The following is a 21,322-nucleotide window of genomic DNA, read 5'->3' on the forward strand; positions in this document are numbered from 1 at the left end:
AAGGGCTTGCTGTTCGCCTGATCACTATTCGCTAGGCCTGACTGCTGCATCTGAAATACCCTGTGACGGTCAGTCCGAAGCGAAGTCAGGTACGCCCGCTATGTCGACATTGTCCCGAGTTCCCACCTACGGCATGCAGCAGCGCAGCGACCGTGCGGATTTCTACATCCGCGACAAATCGGCCCGCCCGCCGCTGACAACCCCTCATCGGCATGAGTACTTCCAGATTCAGATCAATCTGGGCGGCGATACGGTGCAGCATATTGGTGGCGCCATCCGGCCGTTTCCGCGCAAAACTCTGGCCTTTATCCTTCCGCATCGCTTGCACGTCATTCCGCATCCCGGTGACGGGAATTTCGTTCTGATTAACTTTTCGCAAGAGTTTTTCCTACAACACCTGCCATGCGATCCCATGGATCTGGAAGACATTTCTCTGGCCGAAGCGCCGGAGTTGGCGCCTTTCCGCTTCCAGGAACATATCGACTTTGAATTAGGCGACGAGGATTTCGCTGAGGTCGAAGGGTTGCTGCAAAAAATGCGTGAACTGGACCAGAATCGCCAATTGGGCACCGGATTAATGCTCAAGGGTTATTTGATGCAGCTGATCGGCAAGGTCTGCAACCTGTATGAGCCGCAGTTGTTGGCGTCGTCCGCCAGCAAGGCGGAGAAACGCGGCCGTCGCGATGCCTTGGGGCGAGTGTCGAGCTTTATCCGCGAACACATCGCCGACCCCGACATGACCCTCAAAGACGCTGCGGCTGCGGCCTTTTTGTCGCCCAACTACCTGACCCACTTGTTGCGCAAAGAGACCGGCAGCACCTTTTCCGAACTGGTTTTAGAACGCCGCATGCGCCTGGCGCGGACACATTTGATCAACACCACCAAGCCCGTGAGCCACATCGCCGAAGTTTGCGGTTTTGCTGATGAAGCCTACTTTTCCCGGCGCTTTCGTAAGGCCAATGGTTTGCCGCCTGGGCAGTTTCGGCGGTTGCATCGGGAAGGATGAGGTTGGGTTTGGGTTTGAAATTGCAACTGCATAACAAAATAAATATCTCAGGAGAGAATTAATGGCGAATCAACAATCAATTCATATCGGCCTGGTCGGTGACTACGACCCAAGCGTGACTGCGCATCAGGCGATCCCCTTGGCGCTGAACATAGCTGCCGAAGTCGAAGGGCTGGCAGTTAGCTTTGATTGGGTGCCCACACCGAACGCCCATGACGAGACTGTCTTAGGCCAGTTTGATGGCCTATGGTGCGTGCCGGCCAGTCCCTATCAGGATACCGAAGGCGCATTGAACGCCATCCGTTATGCGCGGGAACATCAGATGCCGTTCCTTGGCACCTGTGGTGGGTTTCAGCACGCTTTGATTGAATACGCCCGAAATGTATTAGGCTGGGCAGACGCTGAAAACGCCGAAACCGTACCGAACGCTCAGCGCGCGGTCATCACCCCACTGAGTTGCGCATTGGTCGAAGCGGCTGATTCCATTGAGCTGATCCCCGGCTCGAAGACCGCCCAAGCCTATGGTGTACTTCAAACTACTCAGACTTACCGCTGCCGATACGGACTCAACGCTGAACTTGCCGATGAGTTATTGGCGGGGCCGTTGACTGCAACGGGCCATGATCAGAGCGGCGATGTTCGTGTGGTCGAACTGGCAGGGCACCCATTCTTTGTTGCGACATTGTTCCAGCCTGAGCGGGCGGCATTGGCGGGGGAGACGCCGCCTATAGTGGCCGCGTTTGTTCGGGCATGTGCGATTTATTGACGGTCCGGAAAATTTCCAGTGATTGAATCTGTAGGGGCCAACGTGTTGGCGAGGCGGTCTCCCAGGCACGCAACATAAGTCCTGTCGCCAACACGTTGGCTTACAGGTTCGTCCGGATGGGTGCCACGGGCAAATGACTGTGGTGCACATCAGGAGCGGTGTCGGCGGTGCGGACCAGCAGCCAGGTGGCCAGCGCGGAGATCAGCGCCAGGATCGCCGCGACAAAGAGGATACCTTGGTAACCCGCGCCGAAGCTGCTTATGGCCAATGAATTCAGGCCCAGCGTGCCACCGGATAAATCCCCGGCGGCGATGCTGCGGGTCAGGGTCACTGGGTCGGCGAGGGCATCGGAGGGTAGCCCACTGGACACCGAGGCCGCGATGCGATGGAACAGAATTGCACCCAGTGCGGCGAAACCCAGAACAATGCCGCTGAAGCGAACAGTCCCGGAAATACCCGATGCCATGCCTGCACGCTCAGGGGCAATCGTAGACATGGCAACTTTCGCCGTCTCTCCGTTCAAAATGCCCGCGCCAACGCCGGCTAGCAACAAGCCGCCAATCATCGACACATAATCAAAGCGCGTCACTGTTATACCCAGCCAGAACAGCCCCACGCTGATCGTCACCAAGCCCAGGGTCAGTAACGTGCGGCCGCTGAAGCGGTGGGTCAGATAAGCCGCAGTGATGCGTGGCACGATGAACAGCGGCACGGCGATGGGCAGCATCAACAAACCCGCACGTTGCGGACTGTAGCCGAGGCCGCTTTGAATATAGATCGGCAGATAAGTCAGCATCGTCAGCAAAGACGCCGCATAGGCCAGGCCCGCGATGATCGCGCCCACATAGGTCGGCCGCTGAAAGACCCCAAAGTCCAGCATCGGTCGTTCCTGGCGCAGTTCCACCCACACAAACAGCGTAAAAAGTACCGCCGAGCTGGCCACCTCAAACAGTACCCGCGCATTGTCCCAGCCTTGATGATTGCCGGAAATCAACGCCAGCGTGATCAGGAACAGGCTGCTGCTGAACGTCACGACACCGAGGTAGTCGATTTTGCTAGCCTGGGGATCTCGGGATTCTTTCAGCGTGCGCATGACCAGTACAATCATCGCCACGCCCACCGGCACATTGATATAAAACGCCCACACCCAACCGAAATGCTGAGTAATGAAGCCGCCAACAACCGGTCCCAAAGAGATCGCGATACCGATCACCGAGCCCCAGAACGCGAAGGCCTTGGCTCGGTCAGCACCACGAAACGAGTGCGATAACGTCGCCAGTGCGGCACTTAACAGCAACGCGGCGCCAACCCCTTGCAACGCACGGGCTGCGTTGAGTGCAGTAACGTTTGGCGCAGCGCCGCAAATAAACGATGCCACGGTAAAAATGGCCAGGCCGATAACCAGAATACGCTTGCGGCCATAACGGTCAGCGAGGGCGCCCGCAGGCATGACCAGCGAGGCGAAGGTGAGGGTATAGGCACTGATGACCCATTCAATATCGACAAAGTCAGCGTTGAGCGAATGCGCAATGGAAGACAATGACACCGCGACTATATTGGAGTCCAAGTTGATCATAAACGATGGAATAGACACGCACAGCAGGATCAGAAATCGATGAAATCCTACGACGGGAAGGTGGGTTTCGATGCTCATGCTCGGCGTTCTCTGAGTGGTGAATGAGCGCTCAAACAACGATTGGTTTGTGCAAACAGTCGAGTGAGGGTATATGCTCCTATTTAATTTGCAGGTATATGCCCGTACCGGTCAACCCTTTATTTAGATCTGGTGCTATTTAGATCGAGCGGCCGCATAGGCCACGTACAGGAACGGAAAAATCATGAACAGCACGTCTGGCAACGTTCGCGCCCCTGTTGTGCTCAGCGGCGGCTTTGTTGTGCCCGAGCAGGTTCTTTGTCACGCCACCAGCCTGCGCAAGGCTACCCGGCGCATCTCGCAGATGTACGACGTGGTTCTGGCACCCTGTGGATTGCGCTCTACGCAGCGTTCAATTTTGATGCAGATAGCTCGCAGCCAAGTGCCTTCCATGAGTGAGTTGGCAACGGCGCTGGTGATAGACCGCTCAGCGTTGGCGCACAATCTCAAGCCTCTGGAGCGTGACGGGTTTGTCTCGGTGGATGTCGACCCCAACGACCGGCGCAGTCGCTTGGTCACACTGACCTCGGTGGGGGAGGCCAAGTTGATTGAATCCCAAGGGTATTGGGAAAAAGCGCAGGAATGCTTCGAATTGGTATTGGGCGCCGAGCAAGCCAGCGACCTGCGCGCATCGCTGGCCTTCATCGCATCGAGCGAATACATCGAGGTCGCTGCGGCGAGTCAAGGCTAAGGGGGCTTGCTCGCGATCGCCTGCACAGCAGTCGTAAATCAAGCAGCTCGGTCCTTTCAATTGGCACTGGGGCCGGGGCCGGGCATTTGGGACCGCTTCGCGTTCCATCGCGAGCAAGCCTGCTTCTACAAAGTAACTTCGTAAACCAACTCGTTATGCGTTGGCCCTACAGGTACGGTGTGGATGTCGAACGGTGTTTTATAGGCGCGACCACCACCGCTTCCCGCGCCGCCTTGGCCCTGCCCGTCTGGACGATATACACCCCGGCGAGGATCGCTGCCACTGCCAACAGGTCCATTGGATGCACCGGCTCCTGCACCACAAAAAAGCCGATCAACAGGGCCACGACCGGTGGGATGTAGGTCACTGAGGCCGCCGCCAGGGCGCCCAGGCGCTGAACGATGAAGTAATAAATAATGTAAGCGACCCCCGTGCCGAGCAAACCCAGCCCCAGGGATACGCCGAGAAAGGCGCGTTGATCATCCAGCAGGCGACTCACGCCATGCAGGTCGGTGAACGCGGCGATCACGATCAGCGCCAGACCGATCTGGTAAGTCGACAACGCGAGCGCCGAGATACCCAGCCCCGACACAAAACGTTTGGCGTACACGAACGAACAGCCGACGCTGAGCGAGCCGACGATCATGTACAGCACCCCTTCGAGAGAAATGCCGCCAATCCCGGTGGCCCACGGCCGAGCAATCAGCAACACACCCACAAAGCCCAGCGCTACGCCCATGCCAACGCGACGAGTCAACGGCTCTTGGCGCAGAAACAGAAATGCGCAAACGAAAGTAAACAGTGGAATTGCCCCGCTTAACATCCCGGCGACGCTGGACAGCAGCATCGACGTCCCTTTGGCGAAGGCGTAGTAATAAAGGTCCGTCGCCAACAGCGCCATCACCAGAAAGTGGTGCGCGTGGCGCAGATGACTCCAGCGCAGAGCGCGGGTTGCCAGGGCAAAAACCAGAATGGGCAAAAAGCCGAACAGAACCCGCAGCAACACGATCTGCGCGGGTGTAATCAAGGCGACAGCCCATTTCATGTAAATAAAGTTAGTGCCCCAGATCACGCCGAGCAAGGCAAAGGCTATATAGGCGATGTGTTTCATGGGAGGGGCCCTTTGCATGAGAAGCGTAAAAACCGATTGTGCTTCGGCGCTTGCATCGGCTACAAATCATCCTCTGTGCTCAATGGGATAGAAAAACTCCACCATGAACAGCTCGCCGCCACTGAAGTCCCTTGTCTACTTCGCAGCCGCCATGCGCCTGAATAGTTTTTCTATGGCTGCTAGCGAGCTATTTGTCACGCCCGGCGCGGTGGGTCAACAGATACGCAACCTGGAGCGGTGGCTCGGCGTAGCATTGTTCACCCGGCACATTCGCCAGGTTAGACCCACCGAAGACGGCTTGGCGTATTGGGCGCGAATTCAACCGGCACTGGCGCAAATCAACGACGCCAGCCTAACCTTGCGCGACCGCCAAAGCTGCGGCGTATGGCTGACCATGCCCCCAGGCCTGGCGGCCAAATGGTTCGCGCGACGTATGTCCGGCTTCCTACGGAGCCACCCAGCCATAGCGCTGCATCTGAGTTCATCGGTGGTGCTGGTGGATTTCGCTAACGAGCGGGTCGATCTGGCGATTCGGCATTTCGATGGGCACGCCCCGGAGCTAGAGACGCATTTGCTCTATCAGGATGAGGCACGGTTGTACTGCAGCCCGAGCTACGCTGCGCGTTTCGGCTTGAATACCCCTGATGATTTGCGTCAGACCACGCTGTTGCATAGCACCTTGCACCCGCACTGGAGCGAATGGCTGGCACGCTTTAGTGGGATATCGAAAGGGCAGGTGGCACAAATGGCCGGAATTCATTTCGATCAATCGCTGATGGCCATCGAGGCTGCGCGGCATGAACAAGGCGTGGTATTGACCAGCCCAATGTTGACGGAAGAAGAGGTGAATAGCGGTGCATTAATCGAGCCCTTCGGCCAGCGATTGCCGCTGGCCAAAGGATTTTACATGGTCCAACCCAGGCTTTCGATTTCGCGCCCGGCAGTGCAGGCGCTGAAGGAATGGCTGATTGCCGAAGCCGCGACGCCACCTGCGTAGCGTCAGTCGCAACAGGTTACGGCATGACTGGCGGCAGGTACGCCAGGGTGGTGCCCAGCAACCACAGCAGGAACAACACCAGCGGGGTATGGATCAGGAACTGGACGAAGGAGAACCCGATCAGGTCTCGCGCCTTCAAGCCCAACACGCCCAGCAGCGGCAGCATGTAGAACGGGTTGATGAGGTTCGGCAAGGCCTCGGCCGCGTTGTAGATCTGCACCGCCCAGCCCAAGTGGTACTTAAGGTCATTGGCGACTTGCATCACGTATGGCGCTTCGATGATCCACTTGCCACCGCCCGACGGAATGAAAAAGCCCAGTACCGCCGAATAAATACCCATCAGCACCGCATAAGTGTCGTGTGAGGCAATCCGGGTGAAGAAGGTGGCAATGTGGTGCGCCAACGTCTGGGCGTCCGTGCCTTTGACCGTGGTCATCAGCGCTGCAATCGAGCCATACAACGGGAACTGAATCAGCACGCCGGTGGTGGTTGGAACGGCACGGGTCACTGCATCAAGGAAGCTGCGTGGACGCCAGTGCAGCAGGGCGCCGACCATGATGAACAGGAAGTTGTACGTGTTCAGGCCGGAGATCGCAGTGATCGCCGGTTTGGTCGAGAACTCATGGAACAACCAACCCGCCGCCAGCAACACCAGCAAGATGATCAGGATCGGGCTGTATTCAAGCCACTCGCCTGGACGCGTACGTTTTGGAATCGCTGGAATACTGAAGCTCGGATCAATGCCGCAGGCCGCTGCATCACGGGCGCTGGCCGGGCCGGGTGCAGTGGCATAAGCGATGATCAGCGAGACCACCACCAATACTGCCAGCATCACGCCCGACTGCCACAGGAAGATGGTTTGGGTGAACGGGATCATGCCGGTGATGGCGAGGATCGACGGTGGCAGGCTGCCGGGGTTGGCTTGCAACTGCGCCGCCGAGGACGAAAGCCCCAGTGCCCAGACCGCGCCCAGACCCAGATACGCCGCAGCGCCGGCAGCGCGATAGTCCATGCGCAACTCGGTGCGACGCGCTAATGCGCGAACCAGCAAACCGCCAAATACCAGGGACAGGCCCCAGTTCAGCAGCGACGCGACCATCGCAATCAGCGCGACCCATGCCACGGCGGAGCGTCCGTTTTTCGGAATCTGCGCCAAGCGGTCAATCAGGCGAACGGCCGGAGGTGAGCTGGCCACCACATAACCGCCAATCACCACGAAAGCCATCTGCATGGTGAACGGGATCAGCGTCCAGAAGCCGTCACCAAAGGCGTTGGCGACTTCGGTGGGTTTAGCGCCCATGCCCAGAGTGGCCACCGCGACGATGACCACCGCCAATACAGCGAATACCCAAGAGTCGGGGAACCAGCGTTCGGCCCAATTGGCACAACGCAGGGCAAAGCGGGCATAGCGGCTGTCTTCGATTTCGGCGGCCATGGGTCCTACCTTTATTAAACTTATTATTGAGCGGCCGAGTGTTCGGCCATGTTTTTGTAAAAAAGCTTTGTAGCTAAAAACGCTGGAGCTAGAACGCAACATGCCCCTTCGTTTAGTGAAGAGGCAGGATGGCACAAGGTGATGGCATCTTAGTGTTACAGGTGGAAATGTACTAATGACTTCTATTGTCTCGCCAACCAGTTGGCTCCTGCAGAGAAACGATTTAGAACGTCATTTCAATTACATCATCCGGCACGATCAATTTACCGGCGGTTTTGGCGATGATTTCTTCGACGCTGACCCCAGGCGCGCGCTCACGCAGAATGAACGCGCCGTCGGCGATTTCCAGGTAGGCCAGATCGGTCAACACTTTGCGAATGCAGCCGGCACCGGTTAGCGGCAGGCTGCAGCGCGACAGGAGTTTCGATTCGCCGTCTTTTGAGGCGTGGGTCATGGTGACGATGATGTTATCGGCGCCGGCCACCAGGTCCATCGCGCCGCCCATGCCTTTGACCAACTTGCCGGGGATCATCCACGAAGCAATGTTGCCTTCAACGTCCACTTCAAACGCGCCAAGCACGGTGAGGTCAACATGGCCGCCACGGATCATTGCGAAAGATTGAGACGAGTCAAAAATCGATGCGCCTTTGCGTGCGGTCACGGTTTGCTTGCCGGCATTGATCATGTCGGCATCGATGGTTTCTTCGGTGGGAAATTCGCCCATGCCCAGCAGGCCGTTTTCCGATTGCAGCATCACATCGATGTCAGTCGGAACATAGTTGGCAACCAGAGTCGGAATACCAATGCCGAGGTTGACGTAAAAACCGTCTTTGAGTTCACGGGCGACGCGCTGTGCCATTTGTTCGCGGGAAAGTGCCATGGTCAGGTTCTCTTGTTCTTCTGCGGAGGTGCTTACGAGGGTTAAGTGCGACGAAGCCAGGCCTCAGGCCTTCTTCACCGTGCGCTGTTCAATGCGCTTCTCGAAAGTGCCCAGAATGACTCGGTCGACATAAATGCCAGGCGTATGGATCTCACTAGGCAACAGCACGCCGGGTTCGACGATTTCTTCGACTTCGACCACGGTGATGCGGCCTGCGGTGGCGACTACCGGGTTGAAGTTCTGCGCGGTGTGGCGGTACACGACGTTGCCAAAATGGTCGGCCTTCCAGCCTTTGACGATGGCAAAATCGCCGGTAATCGCTTCTTCAAGGATCACGTTGCGGCCATTGAACTGGCGAGTTTCCTTGCCGTCTGCCACGGGCGTGCCGTAGCCGGTTGCGGTGTAGAACGCAGGGATGCCAGCGCCGCCCGCGCGCATTTTTTCAGCCAGGGTGCCTTGGGGGGTCAGTTCCACTTCCAACTCGCCGCTCAACAGCTGGCGTTCGAAGAGGGCGTTCTCGCCGACATAAGAAGCGATCATTTTGCGGATCTGTCGTTCCTCCAACAGTACGCCCAGGCCAAAGCCATCGACGCCACAGTTGTTGGAAACCACGGTCAGGCCTTTAACGCCACGACGCTTGATCTCTGCGATCAGGTTTTCCGGGATACCGCACAGACCGAAGCCACCGGATAACACGGTCATGTTGTCAGTGAGCCCATCAAGGGCTTCTTCGTACGTTGATACTCGTTTGTCGAGCCCAGCCATGATAGATCCGCCTTTTGTAGTTGTTGTCCGACAAACTGGCTGTCGAATCGCGTTCAGAACATCTTCTCTTGCCAGCAATGATTTGTTAATTTTGTTTTTCTGATGGATTGATAAAGAAAGCAAATATATGAACGTTAAGCAGCTTCGGGCTTTTCTTGCAGTGGCGCAATGCCTGAGCTTCGCCCAGGCCGGGGAACGTTTGCATCTGTCACAACCGGCGCTGAGCTTGACGGTAAAGAGTTTAGAAGATGAATTGGGCGGCAAGCTGCTCAGTCGCACCACCCGCAGTGTCAGCCTGACGCCGGAGGGCGAAACCTTACTGCCATTGGCGCGCCAGCTGTTGGCAGACTGGGACAATACCGAGGAATTGCTGCGCCAACGCTTCACCCTGCAACTGGGCAAAGTCTCGATCGCGGCGATGCCCTCGTACGCTGGCAACTTGCTGCCCTCGGCGCTGAAGGTGTTTCGCGAGCGCTATCCTCGGGTCAACGTCGCGGTGCATGACGTGATCAATGAACAAGTGCTGGAGATGGTGCGTCATCGGCGGGTGGAGTTGGGCATTGGTTTTGAACCGGAATCCAGCAGTTCGCTGTTGTTCACTCCCTTTTACATGGACCGCTTCGTGGCGGTGGTGCCAGTGGGATCGCCCTTGGCCGAGCGGGAGGAGGTGACTTGGGGCGAGTTACTGCGTGAAGACTTTATCGCCCTGCAACGGCCGTCGGCGGTGCGCCTGTTGCTCGAACAAGACCTGCGCAACCAACATGGCAAACTCTCGGTCGCGTTCGAGAGCCATCAGCTGTCGACCATCGGCCGTATGGTCGCCAGCGGGTTGGGGGTCAGTGCGGTGCCGTCGTTATGTATCCAGCAAATGCGCGAACTGGGTGCGCACTGCGTCGCATTGGCCGAACCGCGCATCGAACGGCGCATCGGTTTGATGATGTTGGCGGATCACAAACTGTCCGCTGCAGCTCAGGCGTTGCGTGATGTGCTGATCGAATGTGCGCAGGAACACACGCTGGAAAACGTGTGAATACTCGGATTCATTAGCCGAAAACGGCGCTCCAGGGCCGGCACTTGAGGTATTGTTGCGCGCAATTGATACCAGATGTTACTTGTTTGGATCAGTGCAGCCTTGCGAACACTGCCTTGCCGACAATAGCCCTGCATTTAAGGAGCACCGCTTTGGATTTCTCATCTGTTGCCTGGATGGCCCATGACACGCGTCTCATGGTCTGTTGCCTGGTGGCGATTGCCACCATCATTGTGTTGATCAGCGCCACCAAATTACCGCCGTTTCTGTCAATTCTGATTGGTACGTTCATCGCTGGTGTAGGCGCCGGCTTGCCACCAGAAGACGTCGCCAAAGCATTCAGCAAAGGCGCGGGGGCTATTCTGGGTGAAGCCGGGATCATTATTGCGCTGGGTTCTATGCTCGGTGCACTGATGGCTGAATCCGGTGCGGCGGACCGTATCGCCACGACGCTGCTGGGTCTGGGCAAAGGCCGCTCGCTGCCGTGGGTGATGGCTTTGGTGGCAATGGTCATCGGTTTGCCGCTGTTTTTTGAGGTGGGCCTGGTGATGATGGTGCCGATCATTTTCGTCATGGCGCGTCGCTCCGGCCAACCGCTGCTGAAGATCGCAATACCGGCGCTGGCGGGTATGACCACGTTGCACGCATTAATGCCGCCGCATCCAGGGCCATTGATCGCCGTCAGCGCCTTGCACGCCGACCTGGGCCTGACCATGCTGTTGGGTTTCATGATCGCCATCCCGGCCGTGATCCTCGCGGGCCCGCTCTACGGCAACTGGCTGTCCAGGCGCATGCACGTTGGCGAGCCGGCCGACATCGGCGCGCTGTTCACCGCCACGCCCAGGGCAACGCGTCAGCCAGGCTTTGGTATCTCGCTGTTGATTATTCTATTACCGGTTATTTTGATGCTCGGCAGTACCTTAGCCAAAGTCGCGATGGCGCCGGAAAGCAACCTGGCGCTGACCTTGAAGTTTCTTGGCGAACCGCTGGTGGCCTTGGGTCTGGCTGTGGTTGCCGCAGTGATTTGCCTGGGTTGGGCCAACGGTATTTCCCGTGAGCACGTCGGTACCACCTTGCGCAAAGCACTGGCGCCAATTGCGGTGCTGTTGCTGACCATCGGTGCCGGTGGCGGTTTGAAGCAGACATTGCTGGATGCAGGCGTCAGTCACACCATTAGCAAATTTGCTGAAGGTGCGCACATGCCCTACCTGTTGCTGGCGTGGGTGATTGCAGTATTGCTGCGTCAGGCTACCGGTTCGGCAACGGTGGCAACTACCACCACGGCGGGCATTCTGGCGCCGTTGATGGCGGGCCTGGCGGCCACCCAAAGTTCGCTGGTTGCCCTGGCGATTGGTGCGGGTTCGGTGTTCTTCTGCCACGTCAACGATGCTGGCTTCTGGATGGTTCGTGAGTACTTCGGCCTGGAGCTGAAACAGACGATTTGGGTCTGGTCAGTGCTGCAAACCATCGTCTCGGTGGTCGGGCTGATCGGCACGTTCCTGCTGTGGGAATGGTTCGTGTAGAACTCCACCCCAACAGTCTGTAGGAGCCAACTTGTTGGCGAGGCGTTAAACCTGACACCCCGCGTCAGGCCTTTCGCCTACATGTTGCTCCTACCAACAATCTCACTCCCCTGACACCCCGCGGTTGTAACACGTCGCCTTTTCCCTTCGTTAATGCGGAAACGTCCTACATATCGCTTTTTCCGCTTCGGATAGTCTGCGTCCGTCCCGATAGCACCTGGTTACGGGCCACTAATTCCAAATTATCTGGAGCGATTGATGATTCCTCAACGTAACCGTGCCCGTGTGGCTGCTCTGTTATTAGGCGTCGCGACATTGGCAGCCTGCGCCAGTGCGCCATTGCCAGAAGAGCAGATCGCGCTGTCCAAAAGTTCGGTAAACCGTGCCGTTTCAGCCGACGCCACCCAATACGCGCCGCTGGAAATGAAGTCGGCACAAGACAAACTATTGCTGCTGGAACGTGCCGTCGGCGAAGGCGATGCCGTTCAGTCTCGGCGGTTGGCTGAACAGGTAGAAGTCGATGCCAACCTGGCCGAGGGTAAAGCGAATGCCGTCAAGTGGCAGCAGCAACTGGAAGCCTCTCGCAAGGGTATTCAAGTGCTGAAGCAGGAAATGCTTAACGCACCGGACGCCACGTTCGATGTGTTCCCCGACGACTCTCTGTAAGGATTAACCCATGCGTATTTCATTATTGCTGCCCGTTACTGCGGTGGTCAGCCTGGTGCTGGCAGGCTGCGCCGCTACCCCGGAAAACGCCGAACTGCTGCAAGCTCGCAGTCAGTTTTCCACGCTGCAAAGCAAGCCGCAATCCAACACCCTGGCAGCCCTTGAAACCAAGGACGCCTCCGTAGCGCTGGGCAAGGCTGATCAGCTGTCTAGCCAAAATCGCAAAGACCCCGGAATCGAGCAACTGGCTTATATTGCCAGCCAAAAAATCGCTCTCGCCGAACAAACGATTGTGGGCCGTAAAGCCCAAGCCGGTCTGAAAGCCATTGACGCCGAGCGCACCCAGGTTCGTCTGGACGTACGCACCGCACAACTGCGAGCGTTGCAGGCGATGAAAGCCAAGACCACCGAACGTGGCCAAGTCATCACTTTTGGTGACGTGCTGTTCGACAGCGGTAAAGCTGAACTCAAGTACGGCAGCCAGCGTAACTTTCAGCAACTGGCCGAATTTCTACTGGCCAACCCGGAGCGCAAAGTGCGCATCGAAGGGTTCACCGACAGCACGGGCTCCTCCGCCTTCAACCAAACCCTCTCCGAACATCGGGCCGCGGCAGTGGTGCTAACCCTGGAGCGGCTGGGTATCACCGCCGACCGGATGACCAGCATGGGTTATGGCGCGAACTTCCCAGTCACCGACAACGCCACGGCGCATTCCCGCCAGCTTAACCGTCGGGTCGAAGTTATCGTATCCAACGGCTCGGAGATGGTTAAAACACGTATCTGATTTCCCTAAGCTGACCGCCAGGACGCTGGCTTGCCCGCTTCACGCAACCGGTTGCGTGAGCGGGATTTTTTGCATCTAAGTGGTTTAAACCCACAAGTGAATCAGGCGATAGCGACTATCAAGAACGGTGATTTCTGCAGCGTGAAGACGAGGGGTAGCCTTGGCACACTCCCGAAACGAACCTGCGGACGCACTTATGAAACATCTGACTATCCTTGCCCTGTTGCTGACCGCTGCTGTTCTTTCGGGATGTGCGGACCGCACCCCGGAGTTGCGACCTTACACAGCCGAAGAATCCCACGAGTTGGCCATGGAAGATCTGAACCGCCGTGGTTTGTCATTCGATGAATACCAAATCAAAAAAGCTCAACTGATCAAAAGCCCTCAGGTCGCCCATGAGTTCGATAATCGCGGTGACATGAACGTCGAGCGCCAGGTTGTTCGTATGGATCGTCAAGGTTGATAGCTAAGTCACCTGCCCGTGGCGTTGACACGTTATAACGCCAATTTCAAATAATGATCGGGAGCCGTTGGTTGCCGGGCATGAACCCTACGTTGTAAGCCGTGGTAGAAGTGCTCAAGTCCCTCGTGCAGGCGTTCGGTAAGGATCTCGTCGAGGTCGCCGCCCCATTCGTTGTCGCTGTAGCTGATTTGGGTATCGATGGCGAAGAGGCCGTGCAGGACTTCTTGGCACTTAAGTGCGGAGAGTACCGGTTTTAGCGCGTAGTCCACCGCCAACATGTGGGCGATGCTGCCGCCGGTTGCCAAGGGCAGTACCACTTTGCCGTGTAAAGAGCGTTCTGGCAGAAGATCCAGCAGGGTTTTTATTGCGCCGGAGAACGACGCTTTATACACAGGCGTGCCGATCAGTAACCCGTCAGCCTGTCTGACGGCTTCGATGTAGTCGATGACCTGAGGGCTGTCGAAGCGGGCGTAGAGCAAATCTTCGGCGTTGAAATCACGGATCTTCAACGCTTTGACGTTGACGCCGTGGGCCTGTAACCAGTTGCGCGCATGTTCGAGTACAACGCCGGAGCGGGACTTCAGAGTAGGGCTGCCTGAAAGTGAAACTACCAACATGCTGTATGTCCTTAGGTCAATGTCACCCGCCATGCAGATGGCTCGGCCTGGTCTTTAAGTGAATTTGATTAAAGCAGCATGTGTGCCAGTGTTGGATTAGTAGTTAAGTCACTGAATTCGAACGAATTTTCTAGAAATAATTGGTTTCTTGGCTGTGGATTTTTGTTGTAAGTGTTGATGTGCTGTTTCTGGGGCAACACTTGGGGCCGGAATCTGTCGTGCAGGCCGTGTGGCACCGAACTTATTCGGGAAGGTAGCGACCGGAGCATTAGCCACGCCGCCTCGCCAACACGTTGGCTCCTGCAGCTACATCAACCGCTGACCCGCTTGAATCCAGACCAAAAAAAATCCCCGCGTTTTGCAAGGCGGGGATTTTGTTAAGCGATGAGGTTCAGTTCCTGAACGCGGCACCGGTTGCAACAACGCTGGCCGATGGCAGCAGGTTGCTGATGTAGCGGTTCCAACGGGTGATGTTAGCTGGGCCGACAAACACCACGTCTTGGGCCTCAAGCGTGAACTGGCGCGCCAGAACGAAGGCGGTCGGCTTTTCAGCGTTCAGGTGGTAAACCGTAGCCGTCTGGCCGTTGGCGTCACCTGAGCGAATCACATACACCGCATTACCATCGGCCGAATCCGGGGCGAGGCCGCCGGAGTTACCCAGCGCTTCCATCAGGGTCAATGACGTGGTGCCGAATGACATCACTTGTGGACGTACCACTTCACCCAGCACGTACACCTTGTTCGGTGAATTGCTGTTCAAGTGCAAGTAGTCGCCGTCTTTGAGGTATATCTGGCTGAGCTGTGAGTCTTTACGGTTAAGCGCATCGACGTCAAGTACGTATTCCTTGCCGTCACGCTTGAGGGTCAAACCCGCCAGGTTGGCGTCGGTCAGGTCCAGTCCGGCGGTACTGATAGCTTGCACCAGGCTCAACGGAATGTTGGTGATCGGTTGCGAACCGGGGGTTTTGAACGCACCCGAAAGCAGGATGCGTTGGCTGTTGTAACGCAATACTTTGACGTCTACTTTGACCTCAGTGTATTGCGGCGCCAGGCCCATTCGCAGTTGTTCGCGAACCTGGGCCACGGTTTTGTGGGCGGCCTGGATTTTTCCTACATAGGGGAAGAATACAGTCCCGTCGCTCAGCACTTCCCGGCTGTTGGCATCCAGTTGATCCTGGGAGCCGGGGGCCGTTAACTCAGGGTGTTCGAACACTGTTACCAATAGCGTGTCGCCCGGGCCGATCAAATACTCGGGGGTCTTGTAGGTCAGCAGTTCCGGCGGCAATGGCTTGGGTTTGCGCCAGTTGTTGTTTTGCAGAACGGTGGCGGTCGTGATGGCAACCAGTGTCACCTTCGGAGCGCCCGGCCCACTTTCTTCTACTTCATCTGGAGTCATGTGCTGCCCGGGAGCAAAAGCGCAGCCTTGTAAAACAAGGCTGGAAAGCAGCACAACAGCTAGAGTTCGCTTCATAGAGTTCTTCCTTTCAAAAGTGCATGACGCACCACAGTGATTTCATTGCTTCCCTTTCCAACACCGGTACAGCATCAACGCCCACGCCATGGCGCACTTCTAATTGCGCCGAGCCGTGCGAAGAATTTTTTGAATGGTTAAAAAGCGTTCTTGTTCAGAAAGCCTTTAAACAACGTCAGCAGGATGATTTTCATGTCCAGCCAGACTGACCAATGCTCGATGTATTCCAGGTCGAATTCGACGCGCTTTTGCATCTTGTCCAGCGTGTCGGTTTCGCCACGCCAGCCATTGATTTGGGCCCAGCCAGTGATGCCGGGTTTAACCTTGTGTCGCAACATGTAACAGGAGACTTGCGTGCGGTATTGCTCGTTGTGTGCGACCGCGTGGGGGCGCGGACCGACAATGGACATATCGCCGCGCAGCACATTGAAAAACTGCGGTAGTTCATCCAGCGAAGTGCGTCGCAAAAATGCTCCCAACGGCGTTATTCGTGAGTCGTTGCGAGTGGCTTGGCGAACGACATCGCCATTCTCTTGCACACTCATGCTGCGAAATTTGTAGACCATGATCGGTCGCCCATCCAACCCATAACGCCGTTGTCGAAACAGTACCGGGCCGGGCGAGGTGCATTTGATGGCAATCGCAATCAGCATCAACGGCAGGGCGATCATCAGCAAAATAATGGCGGACAACAGGACATCCTCCAGGCGTTTGACCACGCTCCAGGCGCCGTCCATGGGTGAGTCGAAGATGCTGATGCTGGTCAAACCGTTGATGCTTTCACTGCGGGCATGCAGCAGTTCGAACATGAACATGTCGGGAATCAAGTAGACCGATGCGGTGGTGTCGCTCAGGCTTTTTACCAGCGTGCGCAGGCGCTCGCCCTCGAGTGATGAGGTGACGTAAATCTTGTCGATTTGCCCGGACCGGGCGTCATCCACCAACTGCTTGAGATCGCCGCGTACCGCTACGGGATGACCCGGTTGCGAGATGTCCAGTTGTTGCGGGCTTTCATCATAAAAACCCACCAGGTTCAAGCCCATCCAGGGCGCGCTGCTAATCGACATGGCCAAGCGCTCGCCGCATTGTCCGGTGCCGACAATGGCCACGCGGCGTGTGTTGAAACCACGTCGGCGCAAGCCTTGCAGCACGCTGCGGATCAGTAAGCGATAACCACACAACCCCACCAACACCAAGGCATACCAGGCCATTTGGCCGTTGTCCGGCAAGCGGGCGTCGTGCAACAACAGATAGTCCACCGACAACAAGATGACAAACGTCAGCGCCCAGTAAGTGAAGACTTTGCCCAGCTCGCGGAGGATGCGCTCACCACGCCAGGATCCGTACAGTTGGTGGTACTCGCTCAGCCAGTGGAAGACCAGCACGGAGAGCATGATCAGTAGCCATAACTCTGCGCCAGTGGGCTTGCCTTCCAGGCGGTTGATCCAATAACCGCACAGGACGATGACGGTTAGATCAAGCAGGCGATGAGCGACCGATAATAACGAGTGGTTGGCATGCAAGATGCCGCGAAAAGGAGCGCTCATGGGGCGTTACTCTTTAAACGGATTTTAGTGGGACGGCTCGCGCGCTGATATCGGAAACGGTGGCCGACTTGACGGGGACCAGCGTGGGTACGGACATGGGGGCGGGCAGTGGGCGCCGGTGTGCTGTCCGAACAGTCGCCAATCGCGTGTCGACGAACGTTTTGATTTCCGTAGCAAACCGTTTGGCGGAGAACCTTTCAGCGTTGGCACGGCAGGCAAGGGCGCTGATCCGTGGCGTGGCGTCTTCAAATTCGTCAACCGCTGCCATCAACGCTGCTGCGGTTTGTTCGTAGTAAAAAACCCCGGTTGGCACGGCCTGATCCAGGCCTTTGATGGTTTCTAATACGCCACCTTTGCCAAAGGCGATCACTGGCGTACCGCAGGCTTGGGCTTCCACTGGGCTGATGCCGAAATCTTCTTCAGCGGCGAACACGAAGGCCTTGGCATTGCGCATGTGTTCGAGCAGCGTGGCGAAGGATTGGTAACCCAGCAGCGTCACGTTCGGCGCCTCGATAGCGCGGCATTTGTCCATTTCGGGACCTTCGCCAATAACGATCAAGCGTTTGTTCGGCATGTTGGCGAAGGCTTCAATGATCATGGGCATGCGCTTGTACGGAACCATGCGCGAAGCCGTCAGGTAGTAGTCCTGCTTGGTTTCTTGCAGGGTGAAACCTTCGGTATCTACCGGCGGATAAATGACCGTTGACTCACGACGATAGGCTTTGGAGATCCGCCCGCTGATGAAGTATGAGTTGGCAATAAAGTCGTCGACGCCGGAAGAGGTACGCTGATCCCACATGCGGATGTAATGCAGGATCATGCGTGCGACTTTGCTTTTGAAGCCCGTGCTTAGCCCGGCTTCTTGCAGGTACTGGTGCTGCAGGTCCCAGGCGTAGCGAATCGGCGAATGCACATAGCTGATGTGCAATTGGTCCGGTCCACTGAGAACGCCTTTGGCCACGGCATGGCTGCTGGAAATAATCAGATCGTAGCCCGACAGGTCCAGTTGCTCGATGGCCAGAGGCATTAACGGCAAGTATTTCTGATAACGGGTTTTGGCTTTAGGCAGGTTCTGGATAAACGTAGTCTTGGCTTTTTTACCCGCCAGATGAGCACGGTCCTGGTCGCTGAAAAAATCGATGACCGAGAATAAGTCGGCCTCAGGCCACACGTTTATGAGTGCCGACAACACGCGTTCGGCGCCAGCGTAAGTCACTAGCCAGTCATGGACGATAGCGATTTTCATGGAATTCCCTTTTTTAAGGCGCACGCGCAGCGCAGGGCTCTGGTGACACGAGTCATGGCGTGGCATGGCGATTATTTAGCAAGCAGGGGGGCGGTCGCCGCGGTTCAGGATTTGCTGGAAGGCGATCCAGCAGAAAAATTTTTCTTTGCTATTGATTGCATGGTCTGTGGCGTGGTCTTGCCGATCAGGGCGTCGATGCGCTGCGAGACACGCTGCGCAGAGGCCTCCCAGGAAAACCGGCCCACGTTGTTCAGGCCGCGCCTGCGTAGGGATTGACGCAAAGGCATGTCGGTCAATATCCGTTGCATGGCGGCGGCCATATGCTCGACGTCCACTGGGTCAAAGTACAGGGCGCTGGCTTGCAGCACCTCCGGGATCGACGCGGCGTTGGCCGCAAGTACCGGACAGCCACAGGCTTGCGCTTCCAGCGGCGGGATACCAAACCCTTCGTACAACGAGGGGAAGACGAACGCTGTGGCACCCTGGTACTGAGCGATCAACTCGGTGTCGCTGAGTCGACCCAAAAAGCGAATCCGGGAATCGCTACCTGCAAGTCGCTGCAAGCTGGGGTCGGAAAAGATTTCGCTGGCAGCGCCGACAATGTGTAGTTGCAATCCATCGTGATCACGCAGGGTCAAAAAAGCTTCGATCATCCGCTTGAAATTCTTGTGTGCACTGGGTGAAGACACGGCCAGCAGATATTCCTGCTTACCCCCCACTGGCGGACCGGGTTGGAACGCGTCGCTGACCGCGTTTGGCACCACGAAAATCTTATTTTCCGGGAAATTGTAAAACTGCGAAATCTCACCCTTGGAAAAACTGCTGACCGTCAACAATGCTTTGATCCGCGACAGCAGGATGGGAGTCATGACCCGGTACAGCGTGCGGAACGCCCAGGTATAACTTTCCGGGTGGCGCACGTAGGTGATGTCGTGGTGAGTAGCGATCTGGTTGCGCACCATCAGCGGTGCGGTACTGCACAGTGAAACCAGCAACGGGTTTCCCTGGCTGCGCAGGTAGGCCGGCAAATCCAGTTGTTCCCACACATGGCCGCTGTGCCGCCCGATGCACTGTACGTTCAGCGCTTTGGCGCTTTCGTGCATTTTGATGCCGTGTGGTGCTACGAAAATAATGTCGTTGCGAATGTGCTTGAGCGCCAGACACGTCTGCTCAGCGAAGCGCTGCACCCCGCGTAATTCTTGAGTAAGGAAGCGTGCATTAATCACAATCATTGGAGGCGACCTGACAGTGTAAAGGCGTGGAGATAGGGAACTTCTCAGGATGTGATTCCAAGGGGCCGTGAGGCTATTGGGCAAAGAGTGGAGGACGAGTGCCCAAGCTGATAATTTTCGGGAATTCAGTGATTTCCACCTCGGCCGAGCAGCGGTTGTCATTGCATTTCCAGGGAGTACCGCTGTCGAATTGACCTTTTTCCGGCTCGCCGGTGTCGATTAACTGCACGTTGCCCTGTTGGATACTGCTCGCCTCGACATGGGTGGTTTGGTCTTCGGCCGTACTCCATGCAACCAATATCTGCTCCGCCCCGTTGGAAAAGCGCAGCAAGTAATTGTCGTCGGTTTCTCGGCTTTTCTCCGCTTCGTAATGGAAGTCGCGAAGCGTAGGGCTAATGGCTTTTAACGTGTGGTATGCCGGCTTCGGCTCCAGGTTTTGTCGCAACAGGCCAAAGTTTTGTTTTATTTCATTTTGGTCTGTGCCTTCGTTGACCAGGTCGTACCACCACATGCCTTTTATGTCTGGCAGCGTGCGCCCCAGAAAAAAGCTGCGTGCCAGATAAGCCGCCTGGGTTTTTTCATCGACGCCGCAGTTACCGGCATTGCTGGGCCAGCCCATCTCCGTGAGGTACAACGGCACCGGTTTGTTGGCGATGGACCTGAGGCTTGCATCGACGTCGCGCAGCCAGGCGATCCAGCGTTCCGGGGTATGACGTTCAACGTTTCGGCAATACACCGAGGGGTGCAGCGATAAACCGTCAACTTTTGACAGCACATCGGCTTCGATCAAGCGGTTGGCGAATCCAAGGTCGATGCCTTTGCTGGTAATGGCGCCCACGAGTATCTTGACGTGTTTATTTTCTGAGCGAATTTGCTGTGCGGTTTCTGTCACCAGTGCGCTGTAGTCGTTGGACATCGCAGCGTCGCCGGGGCTTTCCGCGTCCCACTCATTCCAGATTTCGTAAAAACCGACGCTGTCGCCCAGCCTGTGGCTGACAAATTTAGTGTAATTGGCGAAAGCGGATCTGATCTGCGCAGTACGCGGTTTGGCATTGTCATCGTAAAACGGGTTGCCATAGCCCAGGATCATGAGTGGACTGAGTCGGTGCGCAGTGGCCTCGTTCAGATATCGGGTCCAGGCCGAATCGATGTGCAACTGACCTCGTCGGGGCTCGGCGGTCGACCAATACGCATCGTCGCGTACCGAGGTAATCCCCGCATCAGCGACCAATTTCATCAAATTGGTCAGGGAACTGCTTTTGTTTAACAGATGCGTCCCGACCCCAATAATGAACGGCTCGTCGGCCGCGGCGGAGAAGCTGAAGAGCATGCCCATGAGCAAAACCAGGATGGGTTGGCGTGACGGTGTCCAGTTCGAATTGAACATCTCTCGTTCCGTAGGGGGGCCACAGCCCGAGCGTTTGCTCGTGGTCGTGGG

The 21,322-nt window shown here is 56.7% G+C and carries 20 protein-coding genes; 9 read left to right on the top strand and 11 right to left on the bottom strand.

Features of this window, described 5'->3' with window-relative positions; genetic code table 11:
• Nucleotides 1-100: 100 nt before the first annotated feature.
• The gene (locus JWR17_RS15205) at nt 101-1,006 is read left to right on the top strand and encodes an AraC family transcriptional regulator (protein WP_299832746.1); all 906 of its coding nucleotides are present in this window, start codon (nt 101-103) and stop codon (nt 1,004-1,006) included.
• Nucleotides 1,007-1,067: 61 nt separating this feature from the next.
• Nucleotides 1,068-1,772 (top strand): CTP synthase, encoded by a 705-nt coding sequence (locus tag JWR17_RS15210; protein ID WP_299832747.1) that lies wholly within the window; start codon nt 1,068-1,070, stop codon nt 1,770-1,772.
• Nucleotides 1,773-1,872: 100 nt separating this feature from the next.
• On the opposite strand, the gene JWR17_RS15215 is transcribed toward JWR17_RS15210, so the two are convergent.
• A complete protein-coding gene (locus JWR17_RS15215) occupies nt 1,873-3,426 on the bottom strand; it encodes an MFS transporter (protein WP_299832748.1) in 1,554 nt (517 codons plus the stop codon).
• Nucleotides 3,427-3,610: 184 nt separating this feature from the next.
• On the opposite strand from JWR17_RS15215, the gene JWR17_RS15220 reads away from it, so the two are divergent.
• Complete coding sequence (locus tag JWR17_RS15220; protein WP_299832749.1) at nt 3,611-4,117, top strand: MarR family transcriptional regulator; 507 nt, start codon at nt 3,611-3,613, stop codon at nt 4,115-4,117.
• 166 nt (nt 4,118-4,283) lie between these two features.
• Here the strand turns inward: JWR17_RS15220 and JWR17_RS15225 are convergent, their stop codons facing one another.
• On the bottom strand, nt 4,284-5,228 hold the full coding sequence (locus JWR17_RS15225; RefSeq protein ID WP_299832750.1) for a DMT family transporter: 945 nt from the start codon (nt 5,226-5,228) through the stop codon (nt 4,284-4,286).
• 103 nt (nt 5,229-5,331) lie between these two features.
• Here JWR17_RS15225 and JWR17_RS15230 point away from each other — a divergent pair, with 103 nt between their 5' ends.
• Nucleotides 5,332-6,225 carry a LysR substrate-binding domain-containing protein gene (locus JWR17_RS15230; RefSeq protein ID WP_299832751.1) on the top strand — a complete coding sequence of 298 codons (894 nt, stop codon included), beginning with the start codon at nt 5,332-5,334 and terminating at the stop codon, nt 6,223-6,225.
• A 16-nt stretch (nt 6,226-6,241) separates the two neighbouring features.
• Here the strand turns inward: JWR17_RS15230 and JWR17_RS15235 are convergent, their stop codons facing one another.
• From JWR17_RS15235 to JWR17_RS15245, 3 genes are all read right to left on the bottom strand, one after another.
• Nucleotides 6,242-7,660, bottom strand: a complete 1,419-nt coding sequence (locus JWR17_RS15235) for a TIGR00366 family protein (RefSeq protein WP_299832752.1) — start codon at nt 7,658-7,660, stop codon at nt 6,242-6,244.
• 223 nt (nt 7,661-7,883) lie between these two features.
• Nucleotides 7,884-8,540: a CoA transferase subunit B gene (locus JWR17_RS15240; protein ID WP_299832753.1), complete on the bottom strand. Its 657-nt coding sequence runs from the start codon at nt 8,538-8,540 to the stop codon at nt 7,884-7,886.
• Between the two features lie 63 nt (nt 8,541-8,603).
• Nucleotides 8,604-9,305, bottom strand: coding sequence for a CoA transferase subunit A (locus tag JWR17_RS15245; protein WP_299832754.1), 702 nt, complete (start codon nt 9,303-9,305; stop codon nt 8,604-8,606).
• Between the two features lie 127 nt (nt 9,306-9,432).
• Here JWR17_RS15245 and JWR17_RS15250 point away from each other — a divergent pair, with 127 nt between their 5' ends.
• From JWR17_RS15250 to JWR17_RS15270, 5 genes are all read left to right on the top strand, one after another.
• On the top strand, nt 9,433-10,335 hold the full coding sequence (locus JWR17_RS15250; protein ID WP_299832755.1) for a LysR family transcriptional regulator: 903 nt from the start codon (nt 9,433-9,435) through the stop codon (nt 10,333-10,335).
• A gap of 152 nt (nt 10,336-10,487) precedes the next feature.
• Complete coding sequence (locus JWR17_RS15255) at nt 10,488-11,858, top strand: gluconate:H+ symporter (protein WP_299832756.1); 1,371 nt, start codon at nt 10,488-10,490, stop codon at nt 11,856-11,858.
• 258 nt (nt 11,859-12,116) lie between these two features.
• Nucleotides 12,117-12,524 carry a DUF4398 domain-containing protein gene (locus JWR17_RS15260; protein WP_299832757.1) on the top strand — a complete coding sequence of 136 codons (408 nt, stop codon included), beginning with the start codon at nt 12,117-12,119 and terminating at the stop codon, nt 12,522-12,524.
• A gap of 10 nt (nt 12,525-12,534) precedes the next feature.
• Entirely contained in the window at nt 12,535-13,308 is a 774-nt protein-coding gene (locus JWR17_RS15265) for an OmpA family protein (protein ID WP_299832758.1), read from the top strand.
• Between the two features lie 196 nt (nt 13,309-13,504).
• The gene (locus tag JWR17_RS15270; protein ID WP_299832759.1) at nt 13,505-13,771 is read left to right on the top strand and encodes a hypothetical protein; all 267 of its coding nucleotides are present in this window, start codon (nt 13,505-13,507) and stop codon (nt 13,769-13,771) included.
• A 32-nt stretch (nt 13,772-13,803) separates the two neighbouring features.
• Here JWR17_RS15270 and ssuE read toward each other — a convergent pair whose 3' ends face one another.
• The 6 genes from ssuE to JWR17_RS15300 all read right to left on the bottom strand — a co-directional run bounded on the left by ssuE (nt 13,804) and on the right by JWR17_RS15300 (nt 21,271).
• Nucleotides 13,804-14,388, bottom strand: a complete 585-nt coding sequence (gene ssuE, locus JWR17_RS15275; protein ID WP_299832760.1) for an NADPH-dependent FMN reductase — start codon at nt 14,386-14,388, stop codon at nt 13,804-13,806.
• A gap of 391 nt (nt 14,389-14,779) precedes the next feature.
• The gene (locus JWR17_RS15280) at nt 14,780-15,859 is read right to left on the bottom strand and encodes a polysaccharide biosynthesis/export family protein (RefSeq protein WP_299832761.1); all 1,080 of its coding nucleotides are present in this window, start codon (nt 15,857-15,859) and stop codon (nt 14,780-14,782) included.
• Nucleotides 15,860-15,996: 137 nt separating this feature from the next.
• A complete protein-coding gene (locus JWR17_RS15285) occupies nt 15,997-17,406 on the bottom strand; it encodes an undecaprenyl-phosphate glucose phosphotransferase (protein WP_299832762.1) in 1,410 nt (469 codons plus the stop codon).
• Between the two features lie 13 nt (nt 17,407-17,419).
• On the bottom strand, nt 17,420-18,652 hold the full coding sequence (locus tag JWR17_RS15290) for a glycosyltransferase family 4 protein (RefSeq protein ID WP_299832763.1): 1,233 nt from the start codon (nt 18,650-18,652) through the stop codon (nt 17,420-17,422).
• Between the two features lie 104 nt (nt 18,653-18,756).
• Nucleotides 18,757-19,884 (bottom strand): glycosyltransferase family 1 protein, encoded by a 1,128-nt coding sequence (locus JWR17_RS15295; RefSeq protein ID WP_299832764.1) that lies wholly within the window; start codon nt 19,882-19,884, stop codon nt 18,757-18,759.
• 73 nt (nt 19,885-19,957) lie between these two features.
• Nucleotides 19,958-21,271: a cellulase family glycosylhydrolase gene (locus JWR17_RS15300; RefSeq protein ID WP_299832765.1), complete on the bottom strand. Its 1,314-nt coding sequence runs from the start codon at nt 21,269-21,271 to the stop codon at nt 19,958-19,960.
• Nucleotides 21,272-21,322 lie beyond the last annotated feature (51 nt).

Source organism: Pseudomonas sp. (assembly GCF_028293835.1).
Classification (GTDB): Bacteria; Pseudomonadota; Gammaproteobacteria; order Pseudomonadales; family Pseudomonadaceae; genus Aquipseudomonas.